Genomic DNA, 23,044 nt, shown 5'->3' with positions numbered 1-23,044 from the left:
ATGGACCGGCGGACATACCTCGGCACGGTCGGAATGACGGGACTCGCAAGCGTTGCCGGTTGTCTTGGTGACACGCTCGGTGGCGGCACAAGCGATACCGTGCTCGAGCCGCCAGAACAGCAACGCGGAGACCCCTTGTATCCGATTCACGGCGACGACTTTCCGGAGTTTTCCGTTCGGGACCCGCTCGCCGACGAGATGCTGTCGCTCGAGGACGTCATCGACGAACGCCCGTTCGTCATCACGTACTTTTACGCGTCCTGTCCCGACGGGATGTGTCAACAACTGCTCCAGCACCTCCGTCGGATACAGGCGGATGCCCTCGAGAGCGGTTACGAGGACGATCTCGCGTTGCTCGCGTTTACGTTCGATCCCGACCGCGATACGGCCGACGCCCTTCGTACGCACGGCGAGCGAATGGGCATCGATGTCGATGCGGGACACTGGCACTTCCTTCGACCGGAAGACAACGAGACGGCCAAGACGATGCTCGAGGAGACGTTCGGGCTGCCGCTCAGACGGAACGACGGTGAGTCGACCGCCACATCGGACAACGAGTCGACGGACGCCGACAGTGCGTACACGTTCACGCACTCGGCGCTCGTCCAACTCGTCAACGAGCGCGGCATCGTCGAGCGGGCGTATCCGAAAGCGGCGACCCAGCGCGATGCGGTCAACACGCAGGTGATGGTCGACGACACGAGAACGGTCGTGGGGGTGGACGAGTAGCGATGCGTCGCCGCGACCTCCTCGCTGGACTCGGCAGTGCGGGCGTGATTGCCGGCGGCGGTGCGGTCGCTGCGTTCGGTATCCCGTCACCGGCCGCCGTCACCGAGCAGGAGGACGATGGCGACGACTCGTCCGGTATCGTGGGGAAACAACACGACCCCTACGAGATCGAAACCGTCGACGCCCCGGGTAGCGAGGCCGGCACTGTCCGCGTTCCGACGCCGGATCGACCGACGTTCGTCGACTTCTTTGCGACGTGGTGTTCCCCCTGTATCAAACAGATGGACGCGCTCGCGACGGCACACGAGCGCGTCAGCGACGAGGTCGTCTTCCTATCCGTGACGACCGAGTCGATCAGCGACGCCGAACTCAGGGACTGGTGGGCGGAACACGACGGCAACTGGACGATCGGTCTCGATCCGACCGCGGAACTCACGTCCCGGTACTGGGGAACGCCCTACCCGTCCGCCGTGTCGATCGACGCTTCGGGGACGGTTCGATGGTCCGACTCCGGCGTCAAGACCGCGGACGAACTCGTCGCCGGAATCGAACGCGCACTCGAGGCGAGCGAACCAGCGAACGGGGCCGAATAGGATGGTCGACTCGACGCTCGTCATGTCCCTCACGTTCGGGCTGATCTCCGGCATCGGGACCTTTTTCTCTCCGTGTTCGTTCCCGCTTCTGCCGGGCTATGTCGGCTTCTACGTCAGTCAGACCGACGGCGAGCGGGCGTCACTCGGCGGTGCCTTGAGTCGGGGACTGCTCGCCGGACTCGGCGTCCTCGTCACGTTCAGCGCCCTGCTCGGGGCGACGTTCTGGGTCGGTCACGCGACGCTGTCGACGGTCAAGTGGTTCGAAGTCGTCGCCGGAGTCGTCCTGATCGCGTTCGGTCTGCTGGTGGTCTTCGAGCGAGCGCCGACGCTGTCGATCACGCTCCCCAAGCGACGCTCGAGCGTGCTCGGGTTCGCGATCTTCGGGGTCGGCTACGCGCTGGCGGCGGCAGGGTGTGTCGCGCCGATATTCATCGGCGTGGTCACCCGGGCACTGTCGCTGCCGACGACCGAGGCGGCGATTCTCCTCGGAACGTACGTGGGTAGTTTCGTGGCCCTCATGGTTTCGTTGACCGTCGCGACGGGGATGGGACTCGTCGCGAGCGCCGGCCGACTCGCGGCCTATACTGGACTCCTAAAGCGCGTTGCGGGGGCCGTAATGATCGTCGCCGGAGTCGGACAGCTCTATCTCGCGATCGTCGTGCTCGACGTGTTCGGCGTCTTCTGAGGCGAAGCGGTGCCGCTCGACGGAGCGGCCCGTGCATCCCGGAGCGACGGGCCATCCCCGTGGTCGCGTCCGAGCGGCCGTCGAACGGAACCCGGCAGGCAACGGCAGGTCCGAAACCTATCCTCCCGTCTCCCGAACGGGAGACAAACGATGTATCAGGAACTGTTGCTTGCGACGGACGGCAGCGACGCTGCCCATCGAGCGACCGATCACGCCGTCGAACTCGCGCGGGAACTCGACGCCACGCTCCACGTCCTGTCGGTCTCCGAGGACGGCCCCCATGCCGCTGAGAAACAGGACCGGTTGCGGTCCGATCCGGAGGCCGAAGCCGTTTCGGCCGCCGAACGTGCAACGGAGACGGCGGACCGTGAGGGCGTCGCTGTCACAACTGACATCCGCCACGGCGTTCCGCAGGAACGGATCGTCGACTTCGTGGAGACGAACCCGGTCGATATGGTCATCGTCGGGACGGCCGGCCGGTCCGGACTCGACCACCTGATCTCGGGCAGCGTCGCCGAGGAAATCGTTCGGAACGCACCGGTTCCGGTTCTCACCGTTCGCGACACACCCTGACAACGCAGTTCCAGTGACCCGGACACCTCCTCCCGTGCTACGCGTCGATACGAACTCGACATGTATTATGCGGAATGGTGACGAGTACCTCACGATACCCGCTCGTCCGCTCGTCCGCGAGGGTGCTGCCGGATGAGCGACGGCACCGCCACCGTCGTCCACGATACGCTCCGTGTCCTAGTCGTCGGTAACTCCAACTCCGCCGACGACGCCATGACCACGCTCGCTGCGGCGTTCGATAACGGGGCACTGTTCAGAGCCCGCACGCTCGAGGGGGCGCTCGAGCGATTCGCCGCTCGAGCGATCCACTGCCTGGTCTGTCCGTTCGCGAGTGCGGACGGCGGATCGCCCTCATCCGACGCGCCTCTCGAGGAACTGGCGGCCCGAACCGGCGAGCGGCCGATCGTGGCCCTCGTCGACGACGGCGACGCCGCTCGAGCGCTCGCGGCCGGCGCAAGCGATGTCGTCGAGCCGACCGCGTCCGACGCGGTCCTGACTGCCCGCGTCAGGACCGCCGCCGAGCGGGAGCGGTACCGGCTGGCCGCGGCAGCCGCAGATGCGCGCCCTCGGTCGATCCTCGAGCACGCCGCGGCGGTCGTCTGGGTGCTCGATGCCGACGGCGGGATCGAGTACGCGAGCCCGGCCGTCGAGTCCCGGTTGGGGTATACGCCGACGGAACTCGAGCGAACCACGATCACGCGGCTCGTCCGGCCGGCCGATCGCGAAGCGGTTCGTGAGACGCTCGCCGCCGTCGCTGCCGCCCCGATCGGGACGACCGAACGGCTCACCTGCCGACTGGGTCACGCCGACGGCACCTGGCAGGTCGCGACACTGACCTGTACGAACCGACTCGAGGACCCGGCCGTCGAGGGGATCGTCGTCACGCGGACGGACGCCCCGGGAGTCGAAACGGCCGTCAACGACGAGCTACGAGCGGGGCTCGATCGGCTCGGAGACGCGTTTTTCACCCTCGGTCCGCGGCGCGAGGTTCGGTATGCCAACGAAGCGGCGCTGGAACTGTTTACGGCTGGCGACCGATCGGACGGTGACGTCGTCCCGACGGGAACGGTCGTCTGGGACCTACTCCCCGATCGACTCGGTGACCGACTCGCCGACCGGCTCCGCGAGGCCGACACGACGGGCGAGTCCGTCGAGTTCGAGACCGCACTCCCCGATCGCGAGCGCCGGCTCTCCGTCACCGTCCACCCCGGCGACGACGGTGTCTCCGTCTCCGTGAGGGAACGGCCCGCCGAGACCGCCGTCCCAGCCGCGTCGGACCGGGATCGCCGCGCGCTCCTCGAGAGGATCGTCGACGCGATGGATGACGGTATCGCCGTGCTCGAGGGAACGACGGTTCGGCTGGCCAACACGGCACTGTTGGAACTCGCGGAGGCGGATGCGCTCGTCGGCCGCGAGCTCGAGGACGTGTTCGACGACGATCTCGCTGCGACGGTCCGAGAGCGGGCGCGGTCGCCCATCGTCAGGTGGATGGAGCCCGTGACGGGCGAACTCGCGACCGATGTGGGCCAGCCCCGGCCGGTCGCCGTCTCCGTCGTACCGCTGCCGGAGTCCGACCGAACGCTCTGTGTGATCCGCGACAGGCGCGGCTCGCGGGCCGCCGCGTTATCGACGGTCCGGGCAACCGTCGCGACCCTCCGCCGTGCCGGCTCACCGGGTCCCGTTCGCGACGCCGTCACCGATGCCGTTCGCGAGTGTACCGACGCCGACATCGCCATCTGGTATCTCGTCGATGACCGCCTCCGTCCGGCAGCGGTGGCGACGGAACGAACGCCCGAACGCGACTGGGACGCGATCGAACCGCCGGCGATCGATCCCGGCGACGCCCCGCTGGCCGACGCCCTCGAGAGTGACGAGCCGACCGTCTACGAGGGCGGGAGTCTCGATGACACCCTCGCTCGGCCCGGATCCCGGGCCGAACGGCTCTTGGCCGTCCCGATCGGGGACCGGGGGCTCGTTCTCGCGACCAGCACGGAGCCGATGGCGTTCGACCGGCTGGACACGGCCCCGATCGAAACCCTGGCCGACGCGGCCGTACTGACGCTCGAGGGGCTCGAGCGCGTCGCTGCTCTTGACGGGTGTCAGCGCGACCGGGAGCGACTACGGACCCGCACGGCACGCGCGGAACGGGTCCGGGAGGCGACGCGATCGCTGCTGGACGCGCCGACCCGGGAGGCGGTGGAACGACGGCTCTGTGAGGCCGTCGTCGCCCTGCCGTCCGTCGAGTCCGCCGGCGGGATCGAACTCGCCTGGGTCGGCCACACCGACGACGGTGGCCGGCGGATCGTTCCCGGGACGTGGGCCGGCCGCGACGCCGCGTTTCTCGAGGAGGTTCGAATCTCGCTCGACCGACACGCCGGGTCGCCGACGGCGGACGCCGCGTCGACCCGCGAACCGGTCGTTCTCGAGACGCTCGAGGCCGCCGAAACCGGCCGGACGAACGGAGACGGCACGGCGCGAGCGTGGCGGCAACCGCTCCTCGAGCGAGGGGTTCGGTCCGCAATGAGCGTCCCGCTCGAGTCGGGCGCGCTCCGGTACGGAACGCTCACCGCGTACGCCACGCGGCCGTCGGCGTTCGGCGACGCCACTAGCCGGGCCTGCGAACACCTCGCGGCGGTGGCCGGCGATGCGATCGCCGCGATCGAGACGAGACGCGCGCTCCTCGCCGATCGCGTCACCGAACTCGAGGTCGTTCTTCGGGACGAGTCGGAACCGCTCTCGTCGATCGCGGACCGACTCGACCGTCGGATCGACGTTTGGGCCGTGATTCCGCGGTCGTCCGGTGGTTCGACGGTGTTCTGTTCGGTCCGCGACTCCGACGCGGAGACGATCCCCGAGGTCGTCGGCTCGCTGCCGGCGGTCGACTCGGTTTCGATCGTCGGCCGCGGGAACGGCGACCCCGTCGTCGAGATCCGACTGACCGAGGCAACCGAGCCGTCCATCGCGCGAACGGTCGCGGATCACGGCGGCGTCCTCCGATCGGTGACGCCGATCGACGATCGGACCAGCGTCGTGATCGATCTCGGGGACCCGATCGATGTCCGCTCGTTCCTCCGCGCGCTCGAGGCGGCTCACTCGGAGACGGAACTGGCCGCTCGCCGGGAGCGCGAGCGGCCGCCGCGTTCGACCCGGCCGTTCGAGACGCTGGCCGAGTCCCTCTCGGAGCGACAGCGACGGACGCTCGAGGCGGCCTATCACGGCGGGTTCTTCGAGTGGCCCCGCGAGCATACCGGCGAGGAGGTCGCCGAGTCGCTCGGCGTCTCGCAGCCGACGTTCAGCCGGCATCTCCGGATCGCACAGCGCAAACTGTTCGCCTCGCTGTTCGACGAGACCGAGGACTGAGACAGTACCGGCGGCCGACCGATCTCGAACGGTAGTACGTGTTTACCGCCGCGTTTCGGCCCAGTAACACACGCTTTCCGCGCCGTCGAGAGACCATAGCGAACTGACCGATGAATCAGTATTGAGGCCGAACTCGAGCCGGTGTCCGTGTATAGCGTCCACGATCATGTACTCGGCTCCTAATGAGCCATTCAATGAGCGCGTTCGAGGTAAGTCGTACTTACGACGGTCGTCCCTCCGGACGGGGGATGGCCCGATGAGCACCGATATCACCGATTCCGAGGACGCGACCGACACCGGGAGCGTCTCGAAGGACGGAGTGGCCGGTGCCGATACCGAGGCCGCCCCCGGTCCGGGTTCCGAGGGCGAGCAGCCGGGGATTCGATCCCAGGCCGAGGGCGGCATCGTCGCCCAACTCCGCCTCGACCACGCGGCCCTGTTCCTGCGACCGACCCTGCGGGACGCGCCGGCGGTCACCGTCGAACCGGCGTACTGGACCACCATCGAACCCGGCCGGACGGTCGTCTTCGTCACCGTCTACGGACGTGACTTCGACCCCTTCGAAACCGCTCTCACAGCCGACCCGACCGTCACCGATCCGGTGCTTGTCGATCGCTACTCCGACAGCCGAGTCTACCGCGTGACGCTTACCGACCGCGCAGTGACCGTTACCGCGGAAACCGCCGCGCTCGGTGGTCGCCTGCTCGATCTCTCGAGTTCCCGCGACGGCTGGCTCGTCCAACTTCGCTTTCCCGACCGCGAGCGACTCGTCGCGTTCAACGACTACTGTCGTGAGCACGAGATCTCAGTCACGGTCGATCACCTTCGGGTCTCCGACGACGAGAGCGAGGGGGTCGTCGCCCTGACCGACAAACAACAGGCACTCCTCACCGTCGCCCACGAAGAGGGGTACTTCGACGTGCCGCGGGGCATCTCCCAGGACGAACTCGCGGAGCGGCTCGACGTTTCGAAGTCGGCGGTCTCCCAGCGGCTCCGGCGGGCGATCGGCGAACTGTGCGCCGCGGCGCTCCCCTGACCGCACGTCCCGGCCGGTGACCGCAAGCGGTGTTCAGCAGTGGCAGCGCCGTCCGAGTTCGCGCGCGAGAAAAAGCGACTCGTCGATCGTCTCGAACCGTGTCCGCTCGAGGGTGACCGATTCCGGCCCCATCGATCCCGTTCCGGGGCGGTCCTTACTCCTCGTCGTCGTCCTTCATCGATCCGAGCTGGTCGACCAGCTCGTCCGTCGAGACGTCGGACTCGAACGACATTTCGCCTTGATGGTCGTTTTCGTGGACGTTGACCGCTTCTACGTCCTCATCGTCCGTCGTCTGCTCTTGTTGTTCGGATTCGTCGTAGCTACCAAAACCCATATGCACGCGTCCCGCCCCACCGCAAAAGGTGTGGCGGTTCGTTCTATCACCGGCGCTCGACCGGCGGTGGCCCGCCGCGCTGCGCGGCCGAAGGCCGTCCGCTCGCGGGCGTCCCGAGTCGTGCCGCTCGTTTCCCCTCCCTACCGATCGTTGGGGGCTGATACCGGTCGTTCGATGCCCCGTACACGAGCGTCGGTCGGCTGTTCGGGTATCATACTTTTCGGACATCCGCCCTCGACCCGAAACAACGCCGTGAGCGGCGCTGAAACGGCCGTATTGTGGAACCCACTCGCAGAAGGGACGGTCAGGATGCGATACTCGAAACGCCGGTCATCGACAGTCAGCCAAGGAGTACCTGCGGACTACGGGATTTAGTAGTCCGTCTATAGTAATGGGTTCGGGAGGGATGAATTCCGCTCATGGTTGCGTACCGTCTACCATCTCGATCGCTTGCGATGGATCGGCAGGATATCACGTCACCGCTCCTGCTGTCGTCGGTCGGGGACCGAGCCGACGACGCGTCGTCCATAGAAACTGACACCGTGTCCGGGCCACACGAGCATCCCCACCGGCCCGACGATCGGTGAACAGCCGATGTGTGGAATCATCGGCCGCGTCGGCGACGGCAACGCGCTCGAGCCGTTACTGACGGGACTCGAGAACCTCGAGTATCGTGGCTACGACTCGGCCGGCGTCGCCGTCCAGAACGGCTCGGGAATCAACGTGGCAAAACGCTCCGGGCGGGTCGAGGAACTCAAGGAGTCGATCGGGGACCCCATTCAGGGGACGGTCGGGATCGGCCACACGCGTTGGAGCACGCACGGGCCGCCGACCGACGCGAACGCCCATCCCCATACCGACGAGAGCGAAGACGTCGCCGTCGTCCACAACGGGATCATCGAGAACTACGCCGCGCTCAGGGACCGACTGGCGGCCACCGGCTACGAGTTCACGAGCGACACCGACACCGAGGTCATTCCGCACCTCGTCCAGTACTACCTCGACGGCGGCTTCGACAGCGAGGCGGCGTTTCGCCGGGCCATCGCCGAACTCGAGGGTAGTTACGCCGTCACCGCGATGGTCTCCGGCGAGCACGTCCTCTACGCCGCACGACAGGGCTCGCCGCTCGTCGTCGGCATGGAGGACGGCGAGTACTTCCTCGCGAGCGACGTGCCGGCCTTTCTCGAGTACACCGACAGCGTGGTCTATCTCGAGGACGGCGATGTCGTCATCGTCGATCAAGACGGTGTCGAGTTCACGGATCTCGACGGGAATCCGGTTACGCGGCCGTCCGAGACCGTCGAGTGGGACCCCGAGCAGGCGGGCAAGGGTGAGTACGATCACTTCATGCTCAAGGAGATTACCGAGCAACCGACCTCGTTGGCCCAGGCGATCGAGGGGCGGGTCGATCCGACGAACGGACGGATCGCCCTGTCCGATTTCGGACCGGGCACGTTCGACGATATCGATAGCATCCAGTTCGTCGCCTGTGGCACGTCCTATCACGCCGCGCTCTACGGTTCGCTGGCGCTGACCCAGGCCGGCGTGCAATCGACCGCGCACCTGGCCAACGAGTACAGCGTCTCGGCCCCGCCGATCGATGACGACACGCTGGTGATCGCGGTAACACAGAGCGGCGAGACCGCCGACACGCTCAACGCGCTCCGGCGAGCACGGGCCGAGGGCGCGGCCACGCTCACGGTGACGAACGTCGTCGGATCGACGGCCGCCCGCGAGGCCGACGACGCCCTCTTCATCCGCGCCGGCCCGGAGATCGGCGTCGCGGCGACGAAGACGTTCTCCTCGCAGGCCGTCATGCTCACGCTGCTTGCCCAGCGCATCGCCGGCGACCTGCGGGACGGGCCGGCGGCTGACCTCGAGACCCTCCTTCCGGAACTCGAGTCGATGCCCGGACGGATCGAAACCCTGCTCGACGAGTCCGACGCCGACCGGATCGCCGAGCGGTACCGCGGGAGCCAGTCGTACTTCTTTATCGGACGCGGACTCGGCTACCCCGTGGCGCTCGAGGGCGCGCTGAAGTTCAAGGAGATCACGTACGAGCACGCCGAGGGCTTCGCCTCCGGGGAACTCAAGCACGGTCCGCTGGCGCTGGTCACACCCGAGACGCCGGTGTTCGCGATCTTCACCGGTCAGGAGGACGAAAAGACGCTGAAAAACGCCGAGGAGGCCCAGACCCGCGGCGCGCCCATGATCGCGGTCTGTCCCGACGACCATCCGGCTGTCGAGGCCGCCGACGAGCACCTCGCGATTCCCGAGACCGAGCCCGATCTGGCCGGGCTGCTCGCGAACGTCCAACTCCAACTCGTTTCGTACTACGCCGCCGACCTCCTCGGTCGGCCGATCGACAAACCCCGCAACCTCGCCAAGAGCGTCACCGTCGAGTAGGGCGGCCGCTCTCAGTCCCCCGTTCCGACCGGCCGCGGACAGTACTCGCCGACAGCGTCCGGCTTCCGAGCGGAGTCTCCGTCCCCAGTAGAAGCGGGTGACGACGAGCCGCACCGACAGCTATCGGAGTGCCGCGACGAGTCGGCAGGAGGAAGTCACTCCGTGGCGAGTGCGACGAGGCGGGACGCCGATCGGACTCGAGTAGGGTCATCGAAGCCGCAGGACCTGAGACCACCCCCGTAGCCCGGTCCGCACGGCGTCGGTGGTCGCGACCCGTACTCGAACGATGTCGGAATCGAACGTGGAGGGTCTGTGCGATCGAGCCGCGGCGACGGACCACCCGGCTCGTGGGTATCGACCGATACCCTCCAATTGAACTAGGAATCGCCCGTGATATAAAGGGCACACCTGATAGCTACGGGCGGTCCGGATCGTGCCTGACCGGTGCTCGAGCGGACGGTCCCGACGATATTTCCCGACGGTCCGGAGGCGGGGAGGGTCGACCGACCCGTTCGACGCCTCACCGGCCGGCCGATAGCCGGTGTGCCGACCGCGTAATATCGGATTACTCGTTCGAAACGATCTCTTTCTCTCGCGCGAGGCGTCGACACTCTCGATATTCGGAGTGTCTTGCTCACTGCCAGATCACGACCGAAAGCCCCGACTAACGACGGGCCAGTTGATTATGCAGTCTATAGTAAATACCGTTCTGTCGGTACGGGCTGTTGATGTCGACGGATCAATCCGCGAAGTGGACGCCGATGTCGTCACGATCGCAAACGAGCGCCCCTCGCTGTGTCAACTGCGGAAACCAGGTGACGCGTCAGTTCGCCCGCGTCTTCGGTGATAACCGCGATGTCGTCCATGCCTGTCCCGACTGTGCGACGTACCGCGAGATGAAGACCTCCGATTTCATTCCCGAAGAAGCTAGATAGCCGGTCCGTCCGGATGTCCCCCCTCGAGCGCCGCTGGCGCTGCCGTCTCGGTATCGAACTGACTCGGACCGCTCCTCGCTGTCCTCAGTGGTCTGCCGCCGTCGTCTCGGTGACGAGTCCCTTCGCGGTCTCGAACAGGTCCGCCGCGTCCGATTCCGACCGCGCCTCCGCGGTTACCCGAATCAGCGGCTGAGTTCCGCTGGCGCGAAGCAGGAACCAGCCGTCCTCGGTCTCGACTCTGACACCGTCGAGCGTGTCGACCTCCTCGTATCGCGTTCGAACGCGCTCAGTCACGTCGGCCATAACCGCCGTTTTATCCGCGACATCGAGGGACGTTCGCCGGAGCGGATATCGATCGATTCCGGCGACGCGGTCGGACAATGGTCCTCCGTCGGCGACCAACTCGACCAGTTTGCAGGCCGCCAGCGGTCCGTCCGGGCACCGCGTCTCCTCGGGCCAGATCCAGGCACCGCTCGGTTCCCCGCCGAAGACGACATCGGGTTCGGTCGTTCGCTCCGCGACGTAGACATCCCCGACTCGCGTCCGGGTCAGCGATGCGCCGACGCCGGCCAGTACGTCGTCGACGGCGAGACTGGTGTCGACGGGAGCGGCGACGCGGTCGCCTTCGCCCGCCGCTTCTTCGGCGAAGATGGCGAGAAGAACGTCCTTCGGCACGAACGCTCCCGTTTCGTCGACCGCGACCATCCGGTCGGCGTCGCCGTCGTGTGCGATTCCCACCTCGGCAGCGGTCTCCGCGACGAGCGCCGACAGGGTCTCGAGGGTCTCCGCGGTCGGCTCGCTTGGCCGCCCGGGAAACGAGCCGTCCTCCTGCCCGTTCAGAGTTCGCACCTGACAACCGAGGTCGTCGAGCACTGCCGCCGTGATCCCGCCGGCACCGTTCCCCACGTCGACGACGACGCTGGGCCCGCGCTCGAGAGCGACCGCGTCCCGGATCGCGGCGGCGTGGTGGTCCCGGACGCCCTCGCGACGATAGCGGTCGCCGACGCCGTCCCAGTCGGCCAGTTCGTAGTCGTCCTCGCGAATCCGTCGCTCGATCGCTGTGCGCTGGTCGGGCCCGAACGCCTTCCCCGATGGGTTCCAGAGTTTGATCCCGTTGTCCGTCGCCGGGTTGTGCGAGGCCGTCACGACGACGCCCGCGTCGGCCTCGAGATGGGCGACCGCGCGGGCGACCGTCGGCGTCGCCTCGACGCCGACCGTGATCACGTCCGCCCCGCACTCGCGCAGCCCCGCGCCGACCGCGTCGACGAGCATCGGCCCGCTCTCGCGGACGTCGCGACCGACGACGACGCGCTCGTATCCCTCCGAGGCGACCGCTCGGCCGACCGACAGTGCCAGCTCCGCCGTCACGTCGCTCCCGACCCGTCCGCGAATGCCGCTGGTTCCGAACATAGCCGCTTCTGAGAGCGGCGAGTGCCTTACTATGCACGGGTTAACTACGACGGTCAGGTCGCGGTTTCGGTCCGTGCGCCGCCGCTGTGTCGTCGTCTCGAGGCTCGCCCGGCGACCGCCGTTCGTAACGGCCCGACTCGGCCGGGCCGGCGGCGCTCGATCGTTAGTTGTCCCCTAGATTTCTGAACTGTCGGTGCTGTCTATATGAGTCTGGCCGGTACGCTCGAGTGAGAATGAGACCGGCAGAGCCTTCCGCCGCCGGACGGACTCCGGCGGCCGACGGACCCACGCCGCGGCTCCCACCGACCGACGCGACGAACGACGACCGACCGTCGCCCCGAGGCAGCCACACCGACCGCTCGAGGGCCGAACGGAGTGGTCGACACCGATGAGCACGACCGAACCGGACGCCGAACTCGACGGCGACAGCAAGACCGACGACCGCGGTGACGGCGGAGACGAGTGGGACCGTGACAGCGGTCTCTCCGAACTCCCGCCCAGCGCGAAACTGGTCTACAAGGTCCTCGAATACGAAGCCCCGCTGACCCAGGAGGGGATCGCGGCCGAGTCGCGACTCTGTTCCCGAACCGTCCGCTACGCGCTGGGGAAACTCGAGGAGCAGGACTTGATCTCCAGCCGCGCCTGTCTCGAGGACGCCCGTCAGTCGAAGTATCAGCTCGTCGACCCGGAGACACCTTGACACGGCCATCGGCTGGTATCTCACCGGGAACCTGTTGATACACTCTCCCAATTAGCGCTGATTAATGCTGACTCATGTCTCATCTCAAAAACGGGACCACCAGAGTCACCGTCTGCTTGGTCCGTGCTCACTTTCACTCTCTCTCCATCCAGATCAGCACATTGGAAGGACAGAGACGAATGAGACAGGCCAATCTTAGATATATTGAATTAATCAATTTGAACTATAGGGTTTTTACATAGGATATTTAATCTTCGTGGGTTATGTGATGCTATGGACCGAAGGAAACTACTGAAAGCCCTATCCATCGGTACTATCCCCCTTTCTGGATGCCTGTCGGAAAGCAAGCAAAGTCGATCACAACGGGGGGCTTCGTTACCACCTAACTCTTCCACTACAAGTAACACAGACCGTTCGGAGTTACCTGAGTATGCTCCGGAATATACGTATCTAGATTTTCAGACAGGGAGTGAAAATACAGTAACAGACCCGGAACAGAACCAACCTCATGAGATAGGGATTTGGAACGCAACTGCCGAGACGTTCGGAATAACTGTCGAAATCTTTGAGCAGCCAACTGAGTCCGCTGTTCTCAGCGGCACGTATCGGCTCCCGTCCGATACTGATCTCTCACTCACACTGTTAGAGCCGGCAACCTATCTCGTTCGGATACAGCCCGTGACAACTGACGCGAAAGAATCACTGCACATCCCTCGCGACCGATTCGATTGCAATGCCTCTACTACCCACGTTGGAATCCGTGAAAACGGGCGTATCAACTCGACTCTTCTGACGACGACGAGGGAATGTGACTAATTTGAGCCGATCATAGACGAACTCACGCGTTGCATCACGTTCTCACAATCCTGCAACTCCCCTTTCGGCCGGCTCGACCAGTTGTGCTGGACGTCTTTTCGATCATTGAGGCCCTCCGATCGGCTGCCAACTGTATACTCGTCACGAGAGTTCGGGGTCAGCCGAGTCGATGCGGCGTATTCGACGGCTGCCTTACCGGTGTTTCTGATACCGATCGACGAGCAGATCGATCCCGAACGCGCCGGCCGTGATCTCGTACTGGGTCTCGAGGCGGGGGTTGAACTTCGCCTTGTACCGGTTGATGCTCGGGACGCCGGCCCCGACGAGGTCGTACTTGTCGATGCCGCCGTGCAGGCCGTCGCGCATGACGTGCCAGTCTAACAGGTCGTTGATCGCGATATCGACGCCGGCGTCCGGCTTGACGCCACCCTGCCATCGATACCGCGTTCGATCGGACTCGACGACCAGAATTCCGCCGAGAAACTCGCCGTCGACGCGACAGACGTAAGGCCGAATCGCGCCGTCGGGCAGCGTCTCGTGTAGCGACCGTGCGAAGTCGGTGCTCAGCCGGAACGGCTGGCCCTGGCTCTCGTAGCGGTCGCGGACCTTTTCGACGATGCGCGCAACGTCGTCGGTGTCACCCTCCGCGATCGTGTAGCGGTCCCCGTCGGCGTTCCGGATGTTACTCCGTGCGTCGCTGCTGAACCGTTTCAGTAACTCATCCTCGCTGCCCTCGAGATCGACGACGTACGTGTGACCGGGTTCGACATCGTACTCGTTCCAGACGAACGGCCGGATGTCGTCGAACTCCGCCGTGACGAACTTGCTGTACAGCGGCGCGATTTCGTCTTCGATCCGCTCGAGACAGCCCTCGATGAAGCGTTTGGTTCGCCGGTCGGCCTTCCGTCGTTTGAGTTTGTCCACGTTGAGCAAGGAGGGACCGAGGTACGACGTCCACGAGTGGGGAGCCGGCGAGAACGCACCGGTGACCGGCCCCCTCGCGTATTCGAAGACGGGAAAGACGCCGACCGGCTCCTGGCCTTTGAAGCCGGCGAGCAGATAGGGTGTCGATCCGGTGTCCTCGGCCTGTAACCGGAGCGCTTCCGCCCGGAAGAAGGGGTTCGTTCCGTCGGAGCGCTCGACGTAGCGGTTCCACTCGTCGGCATCGATCCGTGGGTCGAGGGCGCGGATTTCCACGCTCATAAATACCCCAAATCGGACAGTCGGTTTTCGACCGTCTCGTCGTCGGTCGCCGTGATCGGCTCCGGATCGTACGCCGGATACGGTCGCTCCGTAGTCTTGTCGATAACCGGGAGCGTGGTCCCGTCCATCGCGGCGTCGATCGGGATATCGAAGAGCGAACAGATCGTCGGCGCGATATCGAAAATCGTCGCTCCCTCGAGGGAGACGGACTCGTCGAACGCCGGTCCGGCGGCCGCGACGACGCCGGTTCGCTTGTGATTCCACGGCTCCATCGGATCGCCGAACCGCTCCTTCCCGAGGCTGGCGTCGATCGCCGTATCGAACGCCCGGGGAACCGTCACGATGTCGGGTGCCTCGTCGACGTGTGGGCCGTCGAAGTAGTGCTCCCTCGGTTCCACGGCGTCGAACATCCGGTCACCGTCGGGCGTTCGGACGGCCGACAGCATCTCGATGAGTTCCTCGCGGACGGTCTCGTACTCCCCGGGCGGTACCTGTCCGTTCGGCTCGCGGCCCGCGAGATTGATCCGGACGCCGAGTTCGCTCTTCGAGCGGACGTAGGCGTTCGACTCGGGGAAGTCGACCTGTTCGCTCGCGGCTCGAATCATGTCGTTCGGGACGCGCTTGCCGATCGGTTCTTTCAGTCCGACACGGTCGAGCGCGCTCGCCACCCGCTGGGTCGTGAGCCCGACACCCGCGGCGAGGTTCATCGCCCGCTCGAGCGGGCCTGCCGTGTGATCGCCGGCCTCGGCTCCCTCGAGTAGATCGTTCTCCCAGGACTTCGACCAGTCAGGCATTCCGTCGCCGCCGCTGCGAGCGCTCACGTAGCCGCGCTCGCGGAGAAACTCGTTGACCCGGAACTCGTCGCCGGTCACCTTCCCCATGCCGTGGTCGCTGACGACCAGCACGTTCTCGGGCTCGGTTCGCTCGATGGTCGCCGCGAGCTGTCTGTCAACCTCGCGGTAGACCGCTTCGATCGCCCGTTTGTCACCGGGTCGTTCGTGAAACACCGAGTCGGTTTGCTGGAACTGGAGGAAGCCGAAATCGGGCGCTATCCGGCGTGTGAGATAGCGAAACGCGTTCCCACGGAGTTCGATCGTCCGCACGTACCCCTCGATCGATCGGTCCGGTGCCGGCCCGCTCTGCGGATAGATCCAGTACTCGCCGCCACAGGCAAGTTTCACGTCCTCGAGAATTCCATCGGGGTGGCAGTCCGGGTTCTCGGGCGCGGTCAGTCCCGGAATCAACGCGCCGTCGAACGCCCGTGCTGGATGGGTCACGGGTACGTTGACGACCACACTCGAGAACCCATGCTCGCTCAGGAGTTCCCAGACCGGCCGCGCCCTGACGTGGGTCGCGTTGACGACGTCCCAGTCGTAGCCGTCGAACGAGAGGAAGTCGTAGACACCGTGTTTGCCCGGGTTTTTGCCAGTGTACAGCGATGGCCAGGCGCTGGCCGTCCACGGCGGAATTTGGGACTCGAGCGGTCCCGCCGTTCCGCGATCGAACAGCCCCTCGAGGGTTGGAAGTTCGCCCGACTCGAACAGTGACTCGAGCACCGGCCGACAGCCGGCGTCCAGCCCAACGACGAGCAGACGAAGGTCTTTGTTGTCGGTCGAACCTGCCATGGACGCGGTGTCCGTTCGCCCGTGCTTTGTTATGCAACTGCTGGCCGACTGTAAGTTCGTACTGGCGGTTCTACGGACGGAATAGCAGTTCAAACGGTGTGAGTGTCGATCGCGCCGGTTGACTGTAAGACGCGATTGGCACGCGACCGTGGGCTGTATCGCCCCTATCACTAAGGGCGCGGCCGGGTCCGTCTTACGTCGATGATCGGCTCTACTACTGGCTTCCCGTCCCGCCGCTTCGTATGATCGATGCAACCCCGTCCGTGTTCGACGCGTCACTTTCGGGGACGGGACCGGGGATCGATGCGTTCATCGACCGGTACGCACCCGACAGCACGCACACGTACTATGGCTCGGGGAAAGTCGCACTCCGGGACGGCCTCGCCGGACTCGTCGACCCCGGCGACAACGTCATCGTTCCCGCCTTCCTCTCGCCCGCCGTCGTCGAGCCGTTCCACGAACTCGGCCTCGAGTCGCGGTACTACGCCATCGAGGAGTCGCTCGCACCGGATTTCGCCGATCTCGAGGCACGGATCGACGCCGACACCGCCGCCGTCGTGTCGGTCAACTACTTCGGCTTCCCCCAGCCCGGCCTCGAACGGCTCGCCGCGCTGACGGACGAGTACGACTGCTATCACGTCGATGATAACGCGCATTCACCGCTCAGTGTCCGCGACGGGACCCTGCTTGGCACGCACGGTGATCTCGGCATTACGACGCTGCGGAAACTCCTCCCCGTCCCCGACGGGGCCGTCCTCTACTGTACGGACGAGACGGTCACAGCGCAGTTCGCGCCCTCGTCGCTTGCCGGCCGGTCGAATCGCATCGCGACCGCTGATTGCCGGTTCGTGGCCGCCTCGATCGCCGAACGCGTCCTTCGGACCAGCTCGTCGCTGTACCGCTCGGTCGAGGCGATCCTCGCTGACGGGGTGGTGGACTCGTCGTCCGTAGACCCCGACAGCCGATACGAGGCCGCCAAAGTCCCGATGTCGAAGCTTTCCGCGATCGTCGCCGACGCCGTCGACCCGGATGCGATCCGGGCTGCTCGCCGGGAGAACTTCCGTGCGTGGCGGCGAGTCGTCGCCGACCGTGAGGACGTGAGACCGCTCTACGACCGACTGCCGGAGGGTATCAGCCCGTACGAGTTCCCCGTCCGAACGGCCGATCGCGACTCGTTTCTCGCGGCGCTCGAGGAACGTGGTGTCGTCGGTGCCCACTCCTGGCCGATCCTCCGCGAGACCGTCCGTGAGGCGGACACGTACGAGACGTCGATCCGACTTGCGGACGATCTCGTCGCGCTTCCCGTCCATCAGGGGATCGAGCCGTCGGCCATCGAGACGGTCGGCGATCGGCTTCGACCGTGATGGATCGTCGCTACCGAAACGGTCGAGACACTGACCACAAACCGTCATGCGGTCGGGCGTGTCTCGAATTTCGGTGACGACTATAGCGCCGCCCGCCCGTTTCGATCCGATCGGAGCGCACTCCGTTACTCGCCCGCCGCCGCGGCCGGCAGTTCCGCCCGCACGTCGCCGGCCAGCGCGTACGTCCGTTCGCCGGCCCGCTCGAGCAACCCGGCCGTCCGGAGCTCCGAGACGAGACTCTGGACTGCGACCCGCGATCGATCGACTCGAGCGGCGACGGCCACCGTCTCCAGCGGGCCGTCTCGCGCGAACACGCCCAGGATCTCCGCGGCCGTCTCGCGCGAACACTGCGACCCCTCGCACGCGCGGGCGACGCGCTCGTTGATCCACCGGGTCTCGAGCAGGTCCGGGAGGTCGCGTTCCTCGTCCATGACGACGGACCCCGGCTCGTCCACGGTGTCCGTCTCCGACGCCGCGTCCGCGTCGGCGGGCGTGTATCCGAACTCGATGTCGTCACCGCCGGCCTGGACGATCGCCGACCCGTCCGCGTCGGCACCGCCGTCGTCGGCCCCGACCGTCGCATCGTCAGCATCCCGTTCGGGACGCTCCTCGCGCTCGAGATCGCGGACGACCGCGCGCAACTGCTTGTTTTCGTTCCGGAGTCGATCGACTTCCGCCGCTCGATCCGCAAGCTGCTCCTCGAGGTGCTCGATACGGTCGTCGCGCGCGGCGAGGTCCGCCTCGAGTTCGTCTCGCTCGGCCTCGAGCTCGGCGATCTCCTCGTGGAGTCGGCGTACGTCCTCGCTGCCGCCGGGGAGTTGCGACTGGACCGTGTCCGTGTTCTGCAAGGCGTCGGCCATCTGTCTGGCCGCACTCGAGACATCACGCGCCGAGGCGAGGTCGTCCTCCAACGTTTCGATCCGTTGTTGCTTTTTCTCGAGTTCGGCCTCGAGTTCGGTGATGCGGTCCTGTTCGCGCTCCGTGCGCTCGGAGATGTCCTGGAGGTCGCCGACCAGCGCGTCGGAGACGGACTTGAGTTCGGGGCGCTCGAAGTCGTCCAGGCCGGGCGTTGCTCCGGCGTCGAAGGTCCGCTTCCGGCGAAACTGGATTTTCCGGACGTCGACTTCGGTCCAGTCGGTTTGGACGAACGCCTGTCCGTCGTTGAGATCCGAGACGAGTTCCGAGTACTCGGTGTCGATGATCCGGCCGACGACCTTCGTGTCGTTGTCCCATGTCAGCCGATGCCAGACCAGCCAGTTTGCCTGTGTGATGAAGTCCTTCTTCACGTCGGCCGGTCGCTGGCTGATTCCCACGATTCCCAGGCCGTGTTTCCGGCCGCGCTTGCTGATCTTGATCAGCAGGTTGCCGGTCTCGCCGACGCCGCCCCCCTCCGGGATGTACTCGTGGACCTCCTCGACGACCAGCAGGAACGGCTTCTTCAGCTTTTTTTCCTTGACGAACAGCTGCCGGGCGATCTTCCGCAGGAGTTCGTCCGCGACGTCCTCGTCGAGATACCCCGACACGTCGAGGATGACCGGCACGTTCTCCTCGAGCGCCAGCGTCGCCATCTGCTCCGCGTGTTCCGGCCCAATCTGAATGTCACACTCCTCGTCGGCCCCTGCGTGGAGCATCTCGTACTCCTCTTTGAGCCCGTAGTACTCCCCGTCCGTGTCGACGATGAGCAGGGGATACCCGGCCTCGAGCAGTTCTTCGGCGATCACCGACGCGGTGTTTGACTTCCCCGAGCCGGACTTGCCGGTGACGAACCCGCGACCGGTGAGGAGTTCGACGACGGGCAGCTGCAGATCGGCTCCGTCGGCCGTCTCGCCGACGTGGATCAGGCGCTGCCTGGAGCCATCGCTCACCGATCGACCACCCCGGTCGTGCGCGGTTCGTTCATACTATCTGTACAGTTCGAACACGCGACCTTCAATATTGGCCTCGCGTCCGCCGTCGCTGTCGGCCGGCAACCGCCGCCTGCGCCGCGGTGGGTGCGGCCGACGGGCGTTCTCGAGTCCGATCAATCCGCGTCGCGCTCGACCGTCCGCTCGCGGACCGTCATCCCCTTGCGACCCAGATGCTGGAGTTGCTTCCGGGCGAAGTCCTCCTCGCGGGTCCCGCGGGTCGCGAGGACGTAGACGAGCGCGCCGCCGGCGGGCCGCATCGTCCGGCCGGCACGTTGGGTCCCCTGCCGGCGCGAGCCGCCCAGCCCCGAGGCGACGATCGCTAGATCGGCCGTCGGCAGGTCGATCCCCTCGTCGCCGACCCGCGAGATGAGCAACAAATCGCGCTCGTTCCGTCGGAACTCCTCGAGCAGCCGCCGACGCTCGTGGTGTGGCGTCTCGCCGCTGAGGAAGGGTACGTCGAGCGCCTCGGAGAGCTCCCCGCCTTGCTCCAAGTAGTCGACGAAGACGATGGCCTTCGCGTCGGGGTGGGCCGACAGCAGGTAGCGGACCTCGTCGATCTTGCCCCGATTGCGGGCGGCGATCCGATACTTCTCACGGCCGTCGGCCGAGCCGTAGGCGTTCGCCTGCTCGTCGTCGCCCCACGGCACGTACCGGATCTCGAGTTCGGGCTCGGCGACGTGGCCCGCGTCGAACAGCGCCTCCCAGTCGGTGCCGATCGGCGGTCCGACGAGGGTGAAGATCTCCGTCTGGCGGTCGTCCTCCCGGATCGGGCTGGCCGACAGCCCGAGCCGGTGTTTGGACTGGAGGTGCGTGCTCCGCCGGTAGACATCCGAGGGAACGTGCTGGCACTCGTCGAAGATCACCAGCCCCCACTCGCGGTCGTCGAACAGCGAGCGGTGCCGATCCATCCCCGCGATCTGGTAGGTAGCGATCGTCACCGGCCGCACCTCCTTGCGGCCGCCGTGGTACTGGCCGATCTGATGGGGCTCGAGCGAGGTGTACTCGACGATCGTCTCGGCCCACTGCTGGGCGAGGTCGCGGCTCGGCACGAGGACGAGGGTCTCGCCCTCGACGTGGGCCATCGCGCCCATCGCAGCTACCGTCTTCCCGCTGCCTGGCGGACCGACGAAGACACCCTCGCCGGCCTCTGTAAAGCGATCCACCCACGTCCGCTGGTAGTCCCGCAGCGACACCTGCAGGTCGGTCGCCAGTTCCTCGCCGGACTCGAGTTCCCGGTGGTCCTGAACCGGATAGCCGGCTTCATAGAGGATGCGCTTGATCGCGGCCTCCGCCCCTTCCCGGACCCAGTCTTCCGTCTCGGAGATCGGCGCGTGGACGTGTTCCTCGTCGAGTTTCTGGCGGGCGACGTTGCCCATGATCTCGGGGCTCTGGGCCTCGAGCACGGTGTAGCCGTCCTCGTGGGTTGTCAGGCGGAACTGGTGGGCCCGGTCCCACTGGCTCTCGACCCAGTCCTCGAGTTGGTCGGCCCGTTGGCCGAGCGCCTGTCGCATCGTCCGCGCGAGTTCGTCGAAGGAGTCGTGGGGCGTCCCCCAGATATCCTCGGGCCGGACGACGTAGCGATAGCCCTGCTCGCCGTTCCCGTCCGCGAGGTGGGCGAACTGCGAGAGTTGCGCGCGGGTGAACTGCTCGGGGCGGTCGACGATGATCTCCCGCCGCTTCGGAAAGACGACGACCCGCTCGCGGTCGGTCAAATCCTCGAGTTCGCTCGGATACCAGACCACGGGGTCGGTCGAGACGGCGTGGCGCTCGATGTCGCCCGTGTCGGCGAGGGCCTCGAGTCGTGCGGTCGCTTCCTCGTGGGGAATCTCGAGCGCACGGGAGACGGCCGCGGCGGTGAGTACGGGTCGTCCCTCCCGTTGACTGGCGTCGTGGAAGTCGGCGATCGTGAACTCGGCGTCGCCCGGCTCGTTCTCGTCGCCGGCGTCGATCGGCTCCGTGTCACCCGACGCTGCGGGGTCGCTTCGCTGCTCGTCGGCGGGCGTCGAAGAACGGTCGTCGGTCACTGGCGAGTCGTAACGCCGGTGCGGATAAACCGATTTCGCTCGCCGACGGTGGGTCGTCGAGCGTCCCTATCCGGGGTGATCGGACGCCCGAACCAGGATAGCTATATTTGGCTGGACGGCGTTCCGTTCCGGTATGTACCGCGCGATCCTTCCCGAAGGACAGATCGAATGCGATCGGTACGACCACGCCGAGAACGGCGTCGAACTGTACGACGAGGACGGCACCTTCATCGCCTTCATCCCGTACGCGAACCTCCACGCGCTGGCCGACGAACGCCTCTACACCGAGAGCACCAGCGAGGGCGAGCGGTCGATCATGTAGCCGGCTGCTGATCGATCGCCTCGAGTTGCTCCCGATATCGGTTGCGGACGGTGACGACCGTCGTTTGGGCGGTTTCGGCGACCGCTCGCTGGGGGATGGTCTCGTCACAGAGGAGCCCGGCGGCGTAGATGGCCGCGGCGGCGAACCCCGTCGGTGATTTGCCCGAGTGGAGCCCCTGCTCGGTCGTCCGGTCGATGATCTCGATTGCTTTGGTCTCGACGTCGGTATCGACGTCGAGTTCCGAACAAAACCGCGGGACGAACTGTCTGGGGTTCGTCGGCTCGAGGTTGATGTCGAGTTCGTCCGCGATGTACCGGTAGGTTCGACCGATCTCGCGTTGCTCGACGCGTGCGACCGAGGTGACCTCCTCGAGACTGCGCGGAATGTCCTCCTTTCGACACGCGGTGTAGAGCGCGCTGGTCGCGACGCCTTCGATCGATCGGCCCCGGATGAGGTCCTGCTCGAGTGCCTGTCGGTAGATGACGCTCGCGGTCTCCTTGACGGGCTTGGGAACCCCGAGCGCGCTCACCATGCGGTCGATTTCCGAGAGGGCGTACTTGAGGTTCCGTTCGCCCGCGTTCTTCGTTCGGATGCGTTCCTGCCAGACCCGGAGTCGATGGAGTTGGCCGTGTTTGTCCGCCGACATCGAGTGGCCGTTGGCGTCCTTGTTGCGCCAGTCGATGGTCGTCGTGAGCCCGCGGTCGTGCATCGACTGGGTCAGCGGCGCGCCGACGCGCGACAGTTCGTCGTGTTCCTGTGCGTTGAACGCGCGCCACTCCGGCCCGTAGTCGATCGGGTCTTCGGTGAGGACGAGTCCACACTCCGCACAGACTTGCTCACCGCGATCCGGGTCGTGGATGATCGTGTCGGTCTCGCAGTCGGGACACAGACCGGTCTCGACCTCCGTCGACTCTGATTCGGTGCTGCGTTGATCGATGATAGACCGCGTCATCAGTAGCCGGAGGAAACCCTGCCGGCACTGTAATGGGTTCACATGGTTTCGCGGGAAACACCGACTTACG

At 66.0% G+C, this 23,044-nt stretch carries 18 protein-coding genes; 11 read left to right on the top strand and 7 right to left on the bottom strand.

Annotated elements, in window-relative coordinates:
• The 6 genes from FGF80_RS04515 (at position 1) to FGF80_RS04490 (ending at position 6,976) form a co-directional block, all read left to right on the top strand.
• Positions 1 to 729, top strand: coding sequence for an SCO family protein (locus FGF80_RS04515; RefSeq protein ID WP_138652456.1), 729 nt, complete (start codon positions 1 to 3; stop codon positions 727 to 729).
• A gap of 2 nt (positions 730 to 731) precedes the next feature.
• On the top strand, positions 732 to 1,322 hold the full coding sequence (locus tag FGF80_RS04510) for a TlpA family protein disulfide reductase (RefSeq protein WP_138652454.1): 591 nt from the start codon (positions 732 to 734) through the stop codon (positions 1,320 to 1,322).
• Position 1,323: 1 nt separating this feature from the next.
• Complete coding sequence (locus FGF80_RS04505) at positions 1,324 to 2,007, top strand: cytochrome c biogenesis CcdA family protein (RefSeq protein WP_006184417.1); 684 nt, start codon at positions 1,324 to 1,326, stop codon at positions 2,005 to 2,007.
• 150 nt (positions 2,008 to 2,157) lie between these two features.
• Positions 2,158 to 2,580 (top strand): universal stress protein, encoded by a 423-nt coding sequence (locus tag FGF80_RS04500; protein ID WP_138652452.1) that lies wholly within the window; start codon positions 2,158 to 2,160, stop codon positions 2,578 to 2,580.
• A 132-nt stretch (positions 2,581 to 2,712) separates the two neighbouring features.
• Positions 2,713 to 5,940 carry a bacterio-opsin activator domain-containing protein gene (locus FGF80_RS04495; RefSeq protein WP_138652450.1) on the top strand — a complete coding sequence of 1,076 codons (3,228 nt, stop codon included), beginning with the start codon at positions 2,713 to 2,715 and terminating at the stop codon, positions 5,938 to 5,940.
• 256 nt (positions 5,941 to 6,196) lie between these two features.
• Positions 6,197 to 6,976 (top strand): helix-turn-helix domain-containing protein, encoded by a 780-nt coding sequence (locus FGF80_RS04490; protein ID WP_006184420.1) that lies wholly within the window; start codon positions 6,197 to 6,199, stop codon positions 6,974 to 6,976.
• A 154-nt stretch (positions 6,977 to 7,130) separates the two neighbouring features.
• Here FGF80_RS04490 and FGF80_RS04485 read toward each other — a convergent pair whose 3' ends face one another.
• Positions 7,131 to 7,310 carry a DUF5786 family protein gene (locus tag FGF80_RS04485; protein ID WP_006184421.1) on the bottom strand — a complete coding sequence of 60 codons (180 nt, stop codon included), beginning with the start codon at positions 7,308 to 7,310 and terminating at the stop codon, positions 7,131 to 7,133.
• A gap of 594 nt (positions 7,311 to 7,904) precedes the next feature.
• Here FGF80_RS04485 and glmS point away from each other — a divergent pair.
• Positions 7,905 to 9,716 (top strand): glutamine--fructose-6-phosphate transaminase (isomerizing), encoded by a 1,812-nt coding sequence (gene glmS / locus FGF80_RS04480; protein WP_006184422.1) that lies wholly within the window; start codon positions 7,905 to 7,907, stop codon positions 9,714 to 9,716.
• A gap of 728 nt (positions 9,717 to 10,444) precedes the next feature.
• Positions 10,445 to 10,651 (top strand): DUF7563 family protein, encoded by a 207-nt coding sequence (locus FGF80_RS04475; RefSeq protein ID WP_006184423.1) that lies wholly within the window; start codon positions 10,445 to 10,447, stop codon positions 10,649 to 10,651.
• An 84-nt stretch (positions 10,652 to 10,735) separates the two neighbouring features.
• Here the strand turns inward: FGF80_RS04475 and glmM are convergent, their stop codons facing one another.
• On the bottom strand, positions 10,736 to 12,061 hold the full coding sequence (glmM, locus tag FGF80_RS04470) for a phosphoglucosamine mutase (protein ID WP_138652448.1): 1,326 nt from the start codon (positions 12,059 to 12,061) through the stop codon (positions 10,736 to 10,738).
• A 388-nt stretch (positions 12,062 to 12,449) separates the two neighbouring features.
• On the opposite strand from glmM, the gene FGF80_RS04465 reads away from it, so the two are divergent.
• On the top strand, positions 12,450 to 12,761 hold the full coding sequence (locus FGF80_RS04465) for a MarR family transcriptional regulator (RefSeq protein WP_138652446.1): 312 nt from the start codon (positions 12,450 to 12,452) through the stop codon (positions 12,759 to 12,761).
• Between the two features lie 1,008 nt (positions 12,762 to 13,769).
• Here the strand turns inward: FGF80_RS04465 and FGF80_RS04460 are convergent.
• Positions 13,770 to 14,780 carry a lipid II:glycine glycyltransferase FemX gene (locus tag FGF80_RS04460; RefSeq protein WP_138652444.1) on the bottom strand — a complete coding sequence of 337 codons (1,011 nt, stop codon included), beginning with the start codon at positions 14,778 to 14,780 and terminating at the stop codon, positions 13,770 to 13,772.
• A complete protein-coding gene (locus FGF80_RS04455; protein ID WP_138652442.1) occupies positions 14,777 to 16,405 on the bottom strand; it encodes an alkaline phosphatase family protein in 1,629 nt (542 codons plus the stop codon). Before FGF80_RS04455 ends, FGF80_RS04460 begins: the two co-directional genes overlap by 4 nt.
• A 242-nt stretch (positions 16,406 to 16,647) precedes the next feature.
• Here FGF80_RS04455 and FGF80_RS04450 point away from each other — a divergent pair, with 242 nt between their 5' ends.
• The gene (locus FGF80_RS04450; protein WP_138652440.1) at positions 16,648 to 17,769 is read left to right on the top strand and encodes a DegT/DnrJ/EryC1/StrS family aminotransferase; all 1,122 of its coding nucleotides are present in this window, start codon (positions 16,648 to 16,650) and stop codon (positions 17,767 to 17,769) included.
• Between the two features lie 125 nt (positions 17,770 to 17,894).
• On the opposite strand, the gene FGF80_RS04445 is transcribed toward FGF80_RS04450, so the two are convergent.
• On the bottom strand, positions 17,895 to 19,634 hold the full coding sequence (locus FGF80_RS04445; protein WP_138652438.1) for a helicase HerA domain-containing protein: 1,740 nt from the start codon (positions 19,632 to 19,634) through the stop codon (positions 17,895 to 17,897).
• Positions 19,635 to 19,789: 155 nt separating this feature from the next.
• On the bottom strand, positions 19,790 to 21,700 hold the full coding sequence (locus tag FGF80_RS04440) for a DEAD/DEAH box helicase (protein WP_138652436.1): 1,911 nt from the start codon (positions 21,698 to 21,700) through the stop codon (positions 19,790 to 19,792).
• A gap of 133 nt (positions 21,701 to 21,833) precedes the next feature.
• Between FGF80_RS04440 and FGF80_RS04435 the strand changes: the two genes are divergently transcribed.
• The gene (locus FGF80_RS04435; protein WP_006184431.1) at positions 21,834 to 22,022 is read left to right on the top strand and encodes a hypothetical protein; all 189 of its coding nucleotides are present in this window, start codon (positions 21,834 to 21,836) and stop codon (positions 22,020 to 22,022) included.
• Here FGF80_RS04435 and FGF80_RS04430 read toward each other — a convergent pair.
• Entirely contained in the window at positions 22,015 to 22,974 is a 960-nt protein-coding gene (locus FGF80_RS04430; protein ID WP_006184432.1) for a transcription initiation factor IIB, read from the bottom strand. The two genes, FGF80_RS04435 and FGF80_RS04430, sit on opposite strands and share 8 nt — an antisense overlap.
• Positions 22,975 to 23,044: the final 70 nt, after the last annotated feature.

This window comes from Natrinema pallidum, from assembly GCF_005890195.1.
Classification (GTDB): Archaea; Halobacteriota; Halobacteria; order Halobacteriales; family Natrialbaceae; genus Natrinema; species Natrinema pallidum.
Note: the sequence above shows the minus strand (reverse complement) of the source record. Positions and strands in the feature narration are given on the sequence as shown.

What these genes read in the sequence shown, in the direction of transcription:
- FGF80_RS04515 (WP_138652456.1), top strand. Translation starts at nt 1, where the DNA reads ATGGACCGGCGGACATACCTCGGCACGGTCGGAATGACGGGACTCGCA.
- FGF80_RS04510 (WP_138652454.1), top strand. Translation starts at nt 732, where the DNA reads ATGCGTCGCCGCGACCTCCTCGCTGGACTCGGCAGTGCGGGCGTGATT.
- FGF80_RS04505 (WP_006184417.1), top strand. Translation starts at nt 1,324, where the DNA reads ATGGTCGACTCGACGCTCGTCATGTCCCTCACGTTCGGGCTGATCTCC.
- FGF80_RS04500 (WP_138652452.1), top strand. Translation starts at nt 2,158, where the DNA reads ATGTATCAGGAACTGTTGCTTGCGACGGACGGCAGCGACGCTGCCCAT.
- FGF80_RS04495 (WP_138652450.1), top strand. Translation starts at nt 2,713, where the DNA reads ATGAGCGACGGCACCGCCACCGTCGTCCACGATACGCTCCGTGTCCTA.
- FGF80_RS04490 (WP_006184420.1), top strand. Translation starts at nt 6,197, where the DNA reads ATGAGCACCGATATCACCGATTCCGAGGACGCGACCGACACCGGGAGC.
- FGF80_RS04485 (WP_006184421.1), bottom strand. Translation starts at nt 7,310, where the DNA reads ATGGGTTTTGGTAGCTACGACGAATCCGAACAACAAGAGCAGACGACG.
- glmS (WP_006184422.1), top strand. Translation starts at nt 7,905, where the DNA reads ATGTGTGGAATCATCGGCCGCGTCGGCGACGGCAACGCGCTCGAGCCG.
- FGF80_RS04475 (WP_006184423.1), top strand. Translation starts at nt 10,445, where the DNA reads ATGTCGACGGATCAATCCGCGAAGTGGACGCCGATGTCGTCACGATCG.
- glmM (WP_138652448.1), bottom strand. Translation starts at nt 12,061, where the DNA reads ATGTTCGGAACCAGCGGCATTCGCGGACGGGTCGGGAGCGACGTGACG.
- FGF80_RS04465 (WP_138652446.1), top strand. Translation starts at nt 12,450, where the DNA reads ATGAGCACGACCGAACCGGACGCCGAACTCGACGGCGACAGCAAGACC.
- FGF80_RS04460 (WP_138652444.1), bottom strand. Translation starts at nt 14,780, where the DNA reads ATGAGCGTGGAAATCCGCGCCCTCGACCCACGGATCGATGCCGACGAG.
- FGF80_RS04455 (WP_138652442.1), bottom strand. Translation starts at nt 16,405, where the DNA reads ATGGCAGGTTCGACCGACAACAAAGACCTTCGTCTGCTCGTCGTTGGG.
- FGF80_RS04450 (WP_138652440.1), top strand. Translation starts at nt 16,648, where the DNA reads ATGATCGATGCAACCCCGTCCGTGTTCGACGCGTCACTTTCGGGGACG.
- FGF80_RS04435 (WP_006184431.1), top strand. Translation starts at nt 21,834, where the DNA reads ATGTACCGCGCGATCCTTCCCGAAGGACAGATCGAATGCGATCGGTAC.
- FGF80_RS04430 (WP_006184432.1), bottom strand. Translation starts at nt 22,974, where the DNA reads ATGACGCGGTCTATCATCGATCAACGCAGCACCGAATCAGAGTCGACG.